The 12,661-nt window shown below is 56.5% G+C and carries 18 protein-coding genes; 16 read left to right on the top strand and 2 right to left on the bottom strand.

The features are described 5' to 3' along the window. Positions 1-3 precede the first annotated feature (3 nt). Positions 4-381 carry a winged helix-turn-helix domain-containing protein gene (locus ACFDAU_RS09125; protein WP_413436623.1) on the bottom strand — a complete coding sequence of 126 codons (378 nt, stop codon included), beginning with the start codon at positions 379-381 and terminating at the stop codon, positions 4-6. A 101-nt stretch (positions 382-482) separates the two neighbouring features. Here ACFDAU_RS09125 and ACFDAU_RS09120 point away from each other — a divergent pair, with 101 nt between their 5' ends. From ACFDAU_RS09120 to ACFDAU_RS09045, 16 genes are all read left to right on the top strand, one after another. Next, positions 483-959: a DUF302 domain-containing protein gene (locus ACFDAU_RS09120; protein WP_413436622.1), complete on the top strand. Its 477-nt coding sequence runs from the start codon at positions 483-485 to the stop codon at positions 957-959. A 67-nt stretch (positions 960-1,026) separates the two neighbouring features. Continuing rightward, positions 1,027-1,374 (top strand): metalloregulator ArsR/SmtB family transcription factor, encoded by a 348-nt coding sequence (locus tag ACFDAU_RS09115; protein ID WP_413436621.1) that lies wholly within the window; start codon positions 1,027-1,029, stop codon positions 1,372-1,374. Between the two features lie 89 nt (positions 1,375-1,463). Beyond that, positions 1,464-1,976, top strand: coding sequence for an arsenate reductase ArsC (locus ACFDAU_RS09110; RefSeq protein WP_413439529.1), 513 nt, complete (start codon positions 1,464-1,466; stop codon positions 1,974-1,976). Between the two features lie 42 nt (positions 1,977-2,018). Then, a complete protein-coding gene (locus tag ACFDAU_RS09105; RefSeq protein ID WP_413436620.1) occupies positions 2,019-2,342 on the top strand; it encodes a hypothetical protein in 324 nt (107 codons plus the stop codon). Between the two features lie 91 nt (positions 2,343-2,433). After that, positions 2,434-2,841, top strand: a complete 408-nt coding sequence (locus ACFDAU_RS09100) for an arsenate reductase ArsC (protein WP_413436619.1) — start codon at positions 2,434-2,436, stop codon at positions 2,839-2,841. A 6-nt stretch (positions 2,842-2,847) separates the two neighbouring features. Further along, entirely contained in the window at positions 2,848-4,161 is a 1,314-nt protein-coding gene (locus tag ACFDAU_RS09095; RefSeq protein ID WP_413436618.1) for an arsenic transporter, read from the top strand. A gap of 27 nt (positions 4,162-4,188) precedes the next feature. Then, positions 4,189-4,572 (top strand): fluoride efflux transporter CrcB, encoded by a 384-nt coding sequence (gene crcB, locus ACFDAU_RS09090; RefSeq protein ID WP_413436617.1) that lies wholly within the window; start codon positions 4,189-4,191, stop codon positions 4,570-4,572. 4 nt (positions 4,573-4,576) lie between these two features. Continuing rightward, positions 4,577-4,891 (top strand): DUF190 domain-containing protein, encoded by a 315-nt coding sequence (locus ACFDAU_RS09085; RefSeq protein ID WP_413436616.1) that lies wholly within the window; start codon positions 4,577-4,579, stop codon positions 4,889-4,891. A gap of 5 nt (positions 4,892-4,896) precedes the next feature. Beyond that, positions 4,897-5,655 (top strand): sulfite exporter TauE/SafE family protein, encoded by a 759-nt coding sequence (locus tag ACFDAU_RS09080; RefSeq protein WP_413436615.1) that lies wholly within the window; start codon positions 4,897-4,899, stop codon positions 5,653-5,655. A gap of 87 nt (positions 5,656-5,742) precedes the next feature. Beyond that, positions 5,743-7,086 carry an NfeD family protein gene (locus ACFDAU_RS09075; protein ID WP_413436614.1) on the top strand — a complete coding sequence of 448 codons (1,344 nt, stop codon included), beginning with the start codon at positions 5,743-5,745 and terminating at the stop codon, positions 7,084-7,086. A gap of 2 nt (positions 7,087-7,088) precedes the next feature. Beyond that, positions 7,089-7,880, top strand: a complete 792-nt coding sequence (locus tag ACFDAU_RS09070; RefSeq protein WP_413436613.1) for a slipin family protein — start codon at positions 7,089-7,091, stop codon at positions 7,878-7,880. 74 nt (positions 7,881-7,954) lie between these two features. Further along, entirely contained in the window at positions 7,955-9,100 is a 1,146-nt protein-coding gene (earP, locus tag ACFDAU_RS09065; protein ID WP_413436612.1) for an elongation factor P maturation arginine rhamnosyltransferase EarP, read from the top strand. A 46-nt stretch (positions 9,101-9,146) separates the two neighbouring features. After that, positions 9,147-9,707: an elongation factor P gene (efp, locus tag ACFDAU_RS09060; RefSeq protein ID WP_124705833.1), complete on the top strand. Its 561-nt coding sequence runs from the start codon at positions 9,147-9,149 to the stop codon at positions 9,705-9,707. A gap of 136 nt (positions 9,708-9,843) precedes the next feature. After that, the gene (locus tag ACFDAU_RS09055) at positions 9,844-11,052 is read left to right on the top strand and encodes a Shedu immune nuclease family protein (protein ID WP_413436611.1); all 1,209 of its coding nucleotides are present in this window, start codon (positions 9,844-9,846) and stop codon (positions 11,050-11,052) included. Positions 11,053-11,238: 186 nt separating this feature from the next. After that, a complete protein-coding gene (locus tag ACFDAU_RS09050; RefSeq protein WP_413436610.1) occupies positions 11,239-11,589 on the top strand; it encodes a hypothetical protein in 351 nt (116 codons plus the stop codon). Positions 11,590-11,592: 3 nt separating this feature from the next. After that, complete coding sequence (locus ACFDAU_RS09045; RefSeq protein WP_413436609.1) at positions 11,593-12,006, top strand: hypothetical protein; 414 nt, start codon at positions 11,593-11,595, stop codon at positions 12,004-12,006. 297 nt (positions 12,007-12,303) lie between these two features. On the opposite strand, the gene ACFDAU_RS09040 is transcribed toward ACFDAU_RS09045, so the two are convergent. After that, positions 12,304-12,612 carry a HigA family addiction module antitoxin gene (locus ACFDAU_RS09040; protein ID WP_413436608.1) on the bottom strand — a complete coding sequence of 103 codons (309 nt, stop codon included), beginning with the start codon at positions 12,610-12,612 and terminating at the stop codon, positions 12,304-12,306. Positions 12,613-12,661: the final 49 nt, after the last annotated feature.

Raw genomic sequence — 12,661 nt, 5'->3', positions numbered from 1 at the left:
CTACTACTGAATCGTACCTTCACCCGTCACCAATGCAGCTGAAAATTCCCGCTCAAGCTGACCAAGAAACTCCTGGTGACGTTGTTCCAGTTGGCGATATGCAGCGATCAGTGCAAGCGCCTGCGGGGTAAGACGCGCGCCGCCACCGCCCTTACCGCCGGTGCTGGTGTTCACCAGCGGCGAATTGAACGCATTACCCATTGCATCCACGGCATCCCAGGCAGCTTTGTAACTCATTTTCATGGCGCGGGCAGCCTGCGAAATAGACCCGGTCGCGCCGATTTTTTCCAGCAGCTCCACGCGCCCGCGACCCAGCATGTTTTTGCCTGCTGCGGTCAGCCAGATGCGTCCGCGTATGCGAATATTGGCGGTATCTGTCATGGCATTTTCCTGCAGTTGAAATATCATATTGTAACCAGGCTGTGTTGCTGGATACTTGCATATGGTGCCATTTGGATGAAGATATTTTGAGGAGATGCAGCATGAAAACAATGAAATTGTTTCTGGCAGTAGTCCTGATGGCATGCGCGCTGGGCAGCCAAGCCGCGGACAAAGATTCCTACAGCGTGGTGTATACAGCGCGCGGCGATTTTGAATTCATCCGCGATGCGATAGCCGCCGCCGTTGAGGGCCAGGGTCTGAAAATCAATCATTTCAACAAGATTTCCGCCATGCTGGACAATACCGCAGCGGCAGTGGGATCTACCCGGAAGATTTATCTCAATGCCGAGCAGATTGAGTTTTGCAGCGCCACTGTCTCGCGCCAGATGATGGAAGCCGACCCGCATAGCGTGGCGATGTGCCCCTATATCATTTCGATATATAACTTGCCGGCTGATCCAAAAACCATCTATGTCAGCTACCGCAAGCCGCCCGTCGTTAGCTCTCCAAAATCCAGAGCAGCATTTCGTGCGGAAGAAAAACTGCTCGACAGCATTATCAAAGAAGGTATCCAGTAATCTCGACGGGGTTCTGGTCTTTTAGGCAAAACTTGATACATTCGATAAAACGAATATAATTGCCGCCATGCTCAGCGAACAGGCTTTTTTCGAAATTCTTTGTGACGAGACGCGCCGGCGCATGCTGGGCCTGTTGCGGCGCGAAGGCGAATTGTGCGTATGCGAGCTGTATCACGCGCTGGATTTGGCTCAGCCCAAAGTCTCGCGCCACTTGAGCGTGATGCGCGAAGCCGGAATACTCAGTATGCGGCGCAATGGCACCTGGATTTATTACCGCATCAACAGCCAGATACCGGCCTGGTGCGACAGTATTCTCGCGCAGCTGGCTGATGTCTGGATGGGAAGCCCGAGGCAGCAGCAGGATGCAGCGCGCCTGACCGGTATGAGCAATCGTCCGGCACGCTGCTGCGCCTGATTTTTTTTTGCCAATAAATATTTGTCAAAACGAATATATTATTCAAAAGCTGAAATGGGCAGATACAGAATCAACGGGGAGCTTGAATCATTGTGAGTAATAAATCTTTCAACGTGTTGTTTCTGTGCACCGGCAACTCCGCCCGTTCGATTTTGGCCGAGGCCTTGCTGAACCGTCTGGGTCAAGGCCGTTTCCATGCCTACAGCGCGGGTAGCCACCCCACAGGCACGGTCAGCCCGTTTGCGCTCGAGTTGTTGGAAAGCAGCGGTTTGCCAGTTGCAGATTTGCGCAGCAAATCCTGGGATGAATTCGCCGCACCTCACGCGCCGGAATTCGATTTTGTGTTTACCGTGTGCGACAACGCGGCAGGCGAAATTTGTCCGGCCTGGCCCGGTCAGCCGATGACCGCGCACTGGGGCATAAGCGATCCGGCGGCGATGGCGGGCGACGATGCAGCCAAACGTAAAGCCTTTCACACGGCCTATACCCAGCTGAACCGCCGCCTGGCCATTTTCACCTGCTTGCCGCTGGAAAAACTGGACGCGCTGTCATTGAAAAATCAGCTTGATGACATTGGACGTTTGCGCGAACGTGGTGATTAATTCCGCACGATTATGAATTTTTTGCCGTTTTGAGAGGTGAGTATGAGTAATGCCGAACCGAATAATACCGAGTTGCATCCTTCCGTCATCGCACTGGTGTCGCTGGCAGCCAGTGTTGCCGCCAATCACCCGGGTCAGGGCTTATGCCAACTGGACAGGTTGCGCCAATATGGCGTGACGGCGGAACAGATTGATCTGGTGGTCGAAATCGCCCGTCATATCCGGGATGAGGCGGGCAGTAAGCTGGATGCCGGGTTCGACGCTGCATTGGCCGAAAGTTCCCAGCCTGCAGCCAAGCCGTTCAAGATTCCGGTTGCCGCATCGGCATGCTGCACGCCCACGCCTTCCGGGAAATCCTGCTGTTAATCAAGCTTGCACATTCACCAGCAGTCGTGATCATCGAAAAAATAAATCATGCCGGCAATATGCCCGGTCAATTCAATGCGGAGAGTAGGTAATGAGTAAAAAAACGGTCTTGATCCTGTGTACCGGCAATTCCTGTCGCAGCCAGATGGCAGAAGCGTTGGTGAATCACGATCTGGGTGACGCAGTGCATGCGATCTCCGCAGGCACGCGGCCCCAGCCGAAAGTGGCCGATGGTGCGATTGCCGCGCTGCAGGATCTGGGCATTGCGACCGACGGCCTGTACCCCAAGGACGTGGATGCGGTCATGAACGAGGCGATTGATCTGGTGATTACCGTGTGCGACAACGCCCGGGAAGCATGCCCGGTATTCCCGCGCGCCATTCCCAGCGTGCACATGCCGTTTCACGATCCGCACGGCGAGCCGCTGGAGAGCTTCATGCGCGTGCGCGATGAAATCCGCGCAAAGCTGGTGGCAGAAGTCGCACGGCGTTTGGGATAAGCAGCCATGCTGGTTGCGCTGCTGATTTTTCTGGTTACGCTGGCCCTTGTCATCCGCCAGCCCAAGGGTCTGGGCATCGGCACCGCGGCCTGGCTGGGGGCGGGGGCAGCGCTGCTGGCGGGTACGGTATCGCTGACCGACATTCCCACCGTCTGGCACATTGTCTGGGATGCCACCTTCACGCTGATAGCGCTGATCCTGATTTCGCTGATCCTCGATGCGGCGGGCTTTTTCGAGTGGTCGGCGCTGCATGTGGCGCGCTGGGCGCAGGGATCGGGCCGGGCGCTGTTTGTGCTGATCGTGCTGCTGGGCAGCGTGATTGCAGCGCTGTTTGCAAATGACGGCGCAGTGCTGATCCTGACGCCGCTGGTCGTCGAAATGCTGCGCGCGCTGCGCTTCTCGCCGCCTGCGATGCTGGCGTTCGTGATGGCAGCCGGGTTTGTATCGGATTCGGCCAGCCTGCCCTTCAAGATTTCCAATCTGGTCAATATCGTTGCCGCCAACTACGCAGGCATAGGCTTTGCCGATTACGCGGCGGTGATGGGTGTGGTCAACCTGGTCTCTGTCGCGGCTTCGCTGCTGGTGCTGGCCTGGTATTTCCGCCGCGATGTGCCACCCGCCTACGATGCTGCCCAGCTTGCTGATCCCGCGGGCGCGATTCGCGACCCGTTTGTATTTCGCGCCGGCTGGGTGGTCTTGCCCAGTTTGCTGGTGGGCTATTTCCTGTCGCAACGCTGGGGCGTGCCGACCTCGCTGATTACCGGGGCAGGCGCCTTGTTATTGATGCTTGCCGCAGGCCGTGAGCATCTGCTCAGGCGTCAACCCAAGGCGGTCATCCCGGTATGGACTATCCTGCGCGGGGCGCCCTGGCAGGTGGTGGTTTTTTCGCTGGGCATGTATCTGGTGGTATATGGTCTGGGCGACCACGGTCTGACCGCAGGCTTGTCCCATGCACTGGAATGGCTGGCAGGTTATGGCCTCACCGCAGCCACGCTGGGCACGGGCTTCATGATGGCGGCACTGTCGGCACTGATGAACAATATGCCCGCGGTACTGGCTGGCAGCCTCGCCGTGGCGCATGCGCAGGTCGATCCGGCGATACGCGAGGCGATGGTTTATGCCAACATCGTCGGTTGCGATCTGGGCCCCAAGATCACCCCCATCGGCAGCCTCGCCACCTTGCTGTGGCTGCATGTGCTGGCGCAGCGCGGCATGACAATAGGCTGGGGGCAGTATTTCCGCATCGGCATCGTACTCACCGTGCCGGTACTGTTTGCCACGCTGTTTGCGCTGGCGGGCTGGCTGAGTTTTTTGCGTTAAACCCACGCTTCACGCTATCCTTGCAACATGGGATTGAACGCTTTTGTTGCTATTGGAGTGGGCGCAGCACTGGGTGCATGGCTGCGCTGGGGGCTAGGGCTGTGGCTGAACCCGCTGTTTCCCACGTTGCCGATGGGTACGCTGGCGGCCAATCTGCTGGGGGGCTATGTCATTGGCCTGGCGTTGGCATTTTTCGCCGATCATACCGGGCTGGCTCCGGAAGCACGGCTGCTGGTGATTACCGGATTTCTGGGCGGGCTGACGACATTTTCTACCTTTTCGGCTGAAGTCTTTACGCTGATCTCGCGCCAGCAATGGGGCTGGGGGCTGGCGGAAATATTCATTCACGTCATCGGGTCGGTGGCAATGACTGCGCTCGGCGTGCTCACCTTCAAATTTTTGAAAGCCTGATGCCATGCAAGACCACTGGCTGCGCCTCTACACTTCCGAAAAACAAAAACACGCCGGCAAGCCGCTGTATGAATGGCTGCTGGAAACCGCGCGCAAGCAAGGTATCGCAGGCGGCACGGTGTTCCGGGCGACCGCCGGATTCGGCCGCCATGGCTTCACAGAAGAAACCTTTTTCGAACTGGCAGGCGAGCTGCCAATGCTGGTGGAATTCATCGCCAGCGCGGAACAGGTCGAAGCGCTGCTCGCCCTCTGCACGCAGCAAAACCTGCGCCTGTTCTATACCCGCATCCCCATTACCCACGGCATCACCGGTTCCTGAAAGGCATGACGTCTTACGCCGACCAGGGCATCCTGTTCGTCGCGTCTTTCGTCGCCAACTGGTTTTCTGCACTGTCCGGCGGAGGCGCGGGGCTGATCCAGTTTCCCATGCTGATTTTCCTCGGGCTGCCCTTCGGCGTGGCGCTGGCCACGCATAAAGTTGCCAGTGTGGCGCTGGGGCTGGGTGCAACGATTCGCTACCTCAAGGGGAACCATCTGGAGCGGCGTTTTTCCCTGATCATCCTCGGGGCAGGCTTGCCCGGCGTGGTGCTGGGGGCCGGCACCATCCTGCAGATATCGCCACGCATTGCCATTTTTTTACTGGGTGTGTTGACCCTGGGCCTGGGGGTGTATTCCATATTCAAACCGCGCCTGGGCATGGATTACGCACCGAAAAATCAGCACGGCAGCGGGTTGCTGACTGGTATGTTCGGTCTGTTCGTAGTTGGTTTTCTGAATGGCTCGATCACTTCCGGTACCGGCCTGTTCCTGACCATCTGGCTGATTCATCATTTCGGCCTCGATTACAAACGCGCCGTGGCTTACACACTGGTGCTGTGCGGCCTGGTCTGGAACGGTACCGGCGCAGTGGTGCTGGGCTATCTGGGCACAATCGCCTGGGGCTGGATGCCGGCGCTGCTGGCGGGTTCAATTCTGGGTGGCTATTTCGGCAGCCACATTGCCATCAAAAAAGGCAATTTGTGGATCAAGCGTGCATTTGAAGTAATCACCATCCTCATTGGTCTCAAGCTGGTTCTGGGCTGAACTGCGGCGGCTATCATATTCCGTAACAAAACAAACGCTGTACGGGGTCTATAGTGATAATCGGTCAATATGAATCACCTCCTCGCTATGAAGCGTTTTTCCATTTTCATATTGCTGCTACTGGCGTTGGGCTGGAGTGCGCCCGCCTGGGCCAGCGCGCCGGTGCTGCTGTTGAAGGTGGATGGCGCTATCGGCCCGGCCACTGCGGATTACGTGACACGCGGGCTGGAACACGCCGCCCGCGACGGTGCGCAGCTGGTGGTGTTGCAAATGGACACGCCGGGCGGGCTCGACACCGCCATGCGCGAGATTATCAAGGCGATTCTCGCCGCACCGGTGCCGGTGGCCAGCTATGTTGCGCCCAGCGGCGCGCGTGCCGCCAGCGCCGGCACCTATATCCTTTACGCCAGCCAAATTGCGGCGATGGCGCCCGGTACCAATCTGGGCGCTGCCACGCCGGTACAGATCGGCATGCCGGGGGCACGCGAAATGCAAGGTGCTGGCGAAGGCGCCGAAAAATCCGCACAGGCGTCCAGGGATGCCATGGCGAAGAAGGCGACCAACGATGCGGTCGCCTACATCCGCGGCCTTGCCCAGTTGCGCGGACGTAATGCCCAGTGGGCAGAACAGGCAGTTCGTGAAGCGGCCAGCCTGCCTGCCGGAGAAGCGCTCAAGATCGGGGTGATTGATTATGTGGCGCCAGACCTGCCGCAATTGCTCAAACAGATGAATGGCAAGCAGGTCAGCGTAATCGGTGGTGAGCGCAGCCTGGCCACTGCCAGCGCACCCATCATCACTTACCAGGCCGATTGGCGCACGCGTTTCCTGGCGGTGATTACCGATCCCAGCGTGGCACTGATTCTGCTCATGATCGGCGCATACGGCCTGTTTTTCGAATTTTTCAATCCCGGCTTTGTGGCCCCCGGTGTGCTGGGCGGCATCTGTTTGTTGCTGGCGCTGTATGCTTTCCAGCTGCTGCCGGTGAATTACGCCGGACTGATGCTGATTCTGCTGGGCATTGCATTCATGGTGGCGGAAGGATTTGCGCCCAGTTTTGGCGTGCTCGGTATTGGCGGGGTAGCCGCTTTTGTGTTTGGCGCGGTGATATTGATTGACACCGAACAACCCGGATTTGGTATCCCGGCTGGCTTGATAGTATCAATGGGGGTTATCAGCGCGATATTCATTGCGAGCCTGGCCGGCATGGCGCTAAAGGCGCGGCGCAGAACGGTGGTGAGCGGGGCCGAGCAACTGCTCGGCAGCGTCGGCGAGGTGGTTGGATGCAGCGAAGATATTTGCTGGGGGCGTGTTCACAGCGAGTTGTGGCAGATCAAAAGCACCCAGGTTCTGACTCCCGGCCAGCATATCCGGGTCACCGGCAGGGAAGGCCTGACGCTTATTGTCATGCCACAATTGGAAAAAGGAGTCTGAGCATGGAATTCAGTTTCGGTTTTGGGGGTGTGTTCATCATCCTGATTGCGCTGGCGGTTTCGTCTATCCGTATCCTGCGCGAGTACGAGCGCGGCGTGGTGTTCCAGCTGGGGCGATTCTGGAAGGTGAAGGGGCCGGGGCTGGTGATCATCATCCCGGGGATTCAGCAAATGGTGCGGATAGAATTGCGCACCGTGGTGCACGAGATCCCTCCCCAGGACGTGATCTCGCACGACAACGTCTCCATCAAGGTCGACGCGGTGCTTTATTTTCGCGTGGTGGACCCGGAAAAAGCCTTCATCCAGGTGGAAGATTATTTTTCCGCCACCAGCAAGCTCGCACAGACCACCTTGCGCTCGGTGCTGGGCAAGCATGACCTGGATGAAATGCTGTCCGAGCGGGACAAGATCAACACCGACATCCAGACGATACTCGATTCCCAGACCGAGGCCTGGGGGATCAAGGTCAGCGTGGTCGAGATCCGCAATATCGAACTCACCGAAGACATGATTCGCGCCATTGCCAAACAGGCCGAGGCCGAGCGCGACCGCCGCTCCAAGGTCATTCACGCCGACGCCGAGTTCCAGGCATCGCAGACCCTGGTCAACGCCGCCGCCATTCTGGCCTCCGCGCCGGGGGGCATGCAGTTGCGCTATCTGCAGACCCTGGCCGAAATCGCCACGGAAAAGAATTCCACCATCATTTTCCCGCTGCCCATCGATCTCATCAAGCCGTTCCTTGAGATCATGGAGAAAGCATCTGGAAACGAAAGGAAGGAGGCGCCGGCTTCCTGAGCAGCCTGGGCTTGACTGCTCCGCCTGGAAGCGGCCCAATACCTGCCTTTGCAGCAGCAGGTATAAATAGGGCAATGGAGACAGGCCGCAACTGGGATATTTTTTGCACCGTGGTGGACAACTACGGCGACATCGGCGTGGCCTGGCGCCTGGCTCGGCAACTGGTTGCCGAGCATGGCCTGAATGTGCGCCTGTGGGTGGACGACCTCGCCAGTTTTCAACATCTGTGCCCCGCGATTGACCCGAATCTGTCCGAACAAAGCGTGGACGGCGTGAGCGTGCGGCGCTGGGATAAGCCATTCCCCGATGCCACACCCGCCGCTGTCGTCATCGAAGCCTTCGGCTGCAAACTGCCGCAAAACTACCTGGCGGCAATGGCCGCGACGCAGCCCAAACCGGTCTGGGTCAACCTGGAATATCTCAGCGCCGAAGATTGGGTGGAGGGCTGTCATGGGTTGCCATCGCCGCATCCCAGATTGCCGCTCACCCAGCATTTCTATTTCCCGGGGTTTACCGCCCATACCGGCGGCCTGTTGCACGAAGCCGGGCTCACCGAGCGGCGCACGAGCTTTCAGCGCAACCCGGCGGCGCAGGCCGATTTGTGGGCGTCGCTGGGCGTGAAACCCGCGCCTGATGCGCTACGGGTATCGCTGTTCGGCTATGAAAATCCGGCCGTGGCGGAATTGCTCGAGGCCTGGGCAGAAGGCGAACAGCCGGTGCTGTGCCTGCTGCCTGAAAGCAAATTGCTGCCGCAGGTTGCCGCATTCTTCGGCGCCACCGGGCTGATTCCCGGCGATCAGCGCCAGCGCGGCAAGCTGATCCTGCACGTGCTGCCGTTTTTGCCGCAAGCCCGCTACGACGAATTGCTGTGGGCGTGCGATCTCAATTTCGTGCGCGGCGAAGATTCGCTGGTGCGCGGGCTATGGGCGGCACGGCCATTGGTCTGGCACATCTATCCGCAACAGGACGATGCGCACCGGACAAAACTGGATGCCTTTTTGGCACGCTATGGCGCAGGCTTGTCTCCCCAGGCCGCCACGGCCTTGCAGGATTTTTGGCATGCCTGGAATGCAGGCAAGGGAGCGGGGCAGGCCTGGGTGGATTACCGGCGCCATCAGGCCGAGTTCGATACCCGCGCGCGCAACTGGGTTGAAGGCCTGTTGAAAAACGGGGATTTAACCGCACATCTGGTGCAGCTTTGTCAAAGTAAGTTAAAATGATCGGCTAGATTAGCGCTCACCCCCAATTTATTCAGCAGGATACAGCATGAAAACAGCACAGGAAGTCCGCGCAGGCAACGTGATTATGGTCGGTACCGACCCCATGGTCGTGCTCAAGGCCGAGTTCAGCAAATCCGGCCGCAACTCGTCTGTCGTCAAAATGAAGATGAAGAATCTGCTTACGGGTTCCGCCTCCGAGACCGTGTATAAAGCCGACGAAAAATTCGAACAAGTCGTGCTCGACCGCAAGGAATGCACTTATTCCTATTTCGCCGACCCGTTGTATGTGTTCATGGACACCGAATTCAACCAGTATGAAGTCGAAGTGGAAAACATGGGCGACGCGCTCAACTACCTCGAAGACGGCATGAATCTGGAAGTGATTTTCTACAACGGCAAAGCCATTTCCGTCGACATGCCCACCACCGTGGTGCGCGAAGTGACCTACACCGAGCCTGCGGTGCGCGGCGATACCTCGGGCAAGGTGTTGAAGCCTGCCAAGATTACTACCGGGTTTGAGTTGCCGGTGGCGGCGTTTGTGGAGATCGGCGACAAGATCGAGATTGATACGCGGACTGGAGAGTTTAAGCGTCGTATCGCTGCTTGAGTTTTGTAGGCGTGATCAATAAAAAAGGCAGCTTGGGCTGCCTTTTTTATTACTTAAAATTGAAAATTTAGCCGAAGCGTAAGTGAAAATATAGTGTTGCATGACTAGACCCTGATGCTTTGGAGATCGCTAGGAAATGACGGACGACTATGAATACTTCAAAAACAAGCGAACTGACCGCGTGTATCTCAGTAAGTCAGTGAGCCAGAAGCAATATAGGAAGAACGACAATGGTGAAGTTGAAGAATTCGAGCATCCATTTCGAATCGTATCTAAAGTAATTGACTGCGCTGAATCGCATCAGTTTTTCAAAGATGGAAAGCAAGTCTCTTTAAGAATAACAGGTGGCGAAAGGCAAGAGATCAAGGCCAAGTTCTATGAGGACACGCGCGGTGTATCAACCCTTCAAATTCAGAAATATACAGTTGAAAGTGGGGCCCCTCACGGCACTTACTTCACATTTGTTGGCAATGAAATCTCTGTCCTTTTTAATTTCCTAAGAAATATTGAACTTCTGCCAATTGCGGATGAGCAAAGCGCGAAACTTGACGATAAGTTTGTCGAAAGCATTGTTCTTACAAAGGAGCAAGCGCTTCACTTATTGAGCCAACAACCAGAATTATTGGAAGAAATTACCAAGCATGACATCACGGCCAAAGATGTTGCAACACTGGGTCACAGAAGAAAACAGCTTGGCGAGTTCGAGCAACTTCTGAATGACCCATCATTCTTTGAGAACTACAAGCTAACACTTGGTACTAACAAAAAGAATGAAGATGTTTGGCAGGATTTCTTCGAAAAGAATACATGGATATTCGGCTACGGCCTCAACTACTATTTCAACTCTTCCCTGGATGGTGAAAAGTTCGAGCAGATAGTAAAAGGTCACGATTTTTCTGGCGCCGGCAAGCGAGTGGATGCACTGTTAAAAACGCATGGATTTATAAGCGCACTTTCATTTGGAGAAATCAAAACGCATAAAACTAACCTGCTGAAGCAGGTAGTAACCCCATACCGCAAAGAAAGCTGGCAAATATCGGATGAACTGTCCGGCGGAATAGCCCAAGTGCAAAGATCCGTGCAGGTATCAATCTCAAACATTCGTTCAAGAACCGCAATCAAAGATGGAACTGGTGCCCCAACTGGCGAGCAGCTTTTTCTTTATCAACCAAAATCGTTTCTCGTTATTGGCTCACTATCAGAATTCCAAGGCGAACATGGAATCAATGAAGAGAAATACTCCTCATTCGAATTATTTCGTCGGAACATTTCTGCGCCTGAGATAATTACTTTCGATGAGCTATATCAACGAGCCCGTTTCATAGTTGAATCAAGTGGGGCATAAGCAGGCATGCAATTGCTTCCAGCATTATCAACTACTTAGTCTGAGGCAGATTTGCTTAAACCCGCCTATCAATCCTGCCGCTTGCCCAGTACTATGTCTTTGGCAGGCCGCGAATTGGTTTCTTGGCAGCCACGGTGTATAAAGAAAACCAAGCTGGTTGTCGAGTTTATATAAGGAGTCTGGATCATGCGTATTTCATCGGTATTGCCTGGCATCTTCGCTGCCCTGTTGTTCGTTCCGCTTGCCGCACCGGCAGCCTCGGAAAAAGCGTACGTCAAGATCACCTCCCCGCGTCCTGGCGCCAAGCTGGACGCCATGGCCCAGACCAAGCTGGTTTACGAGGCCGTTCCCGGACCGCGCGGTGACCATGTCCATGTCTATGTGGATAACAAGGAAGTCGGGATATTGCGCCAGCTGAAGGGTAGCTACACACTTGAAACGCTCTCACCCGGACCCCGCAACATCTGCGTCAAGGTGGTGAACAAGGCTCACGTGCCCATCGGGGTGGAGCAATGCGTCAAGGTTACCGTGGAGTAGAGTGTGGATCTCCAGAACCTCGCCTATGCCCTGACCCAGGTCATCCACAATTTTGGCGCGGTTGCAGTGGTGGGTGGCGCGGCTACGGCTCTTTGGCTGACGCCACGGCAACCCGTGCTGGAACGCTCTCTGGCGTGGCTGGTGGCGCTGGCGTGGGCAGCCCAGATCATCAGCGGTGTGAGTTTGGGCGCCATCAGCTATTACTATTACGGGCGCTTCCCGGATATCAGCGGGATTGCCACCGCCGCACTGGCGATCAAAATTACCAGCGCCGTCATCGGTTTTTTTCTGGCCGCGCTTTACTTGTCGCGCGCGGCACGCTGGCCTGACACGACCTGTCGGCGGATATGGCAGGTGCTAACCGGGCTGGGCGTCATCGCCTTGACGGCGGCGGCGTTTCTGCGCTGGTTTTCGTAGTGAGCAAGAATTCGGGGCCGAATTTAGCGATGTAGCATTTCGCCAGCCTGGGCCGGCCGAGGGTTGCACGGCGGCTACCCCCGGCTTTACCGACAAATCAAGGCGATGCAGAAGGGGGAAGTGCGTCGCAAGTATCGTCTGTGTCGCGAAATAGAAGTCCTGATGCGGGTTTTCTCTGTGGCCTCTGTGTACTCTGTGGCTTGAACTGTTTTTCTACATCAGGTTCGGATTGCTCTCCACTCGTGGCAGAGCACAGTAGGAGAGGCAATCAGCAAAGTTCATACGGTGGCGGGACAGTCAGGCCGCCTGTTCCATGGGCGCCACGTCTTTCTCGATGCGCGCGCCGCTTTCTGCCATTGCAATTTTCATGTCGTAGTCCGATTGCAAGCCCAGCCAGAATTCTGCGCTGGTGCCGAAATAGCGTGCCAGGCGCAGGGCGGTGTCGGCGGTGACAGTGCGGCGCTCGCGCGCGATGTCGTTGATGCGCGGGGCGGGTACGCGCAAGGCGATGGCGAGCGCGTTGGCAGACAGTCCCAACGGGATCATGAATTCTTCGCGCAGGATTTCACCGGGGTGAATCGGGCGCATTCCATTGATAACAGTCATATTGGCCTCCGTTCAGTGGTAATCAACGATTTCAACATCAAACGCCTTG

Source organism: Sulfuriferula sp. GW1, assembly GCF_047300855.1.
In the GTDB taxonomy this organism is placed as follows: domain Bacteria; phylum Pseudomonadota; class Gammaproteobacteria; order Burkholderiales; family Sulfuriferulaceae; genus Sulfuriferula.
The sequence above is the reverse complement of the archived record's forward strand: the minus strand, read 5'-3'. Positions and strand labels throughout refer to the sequence as shown.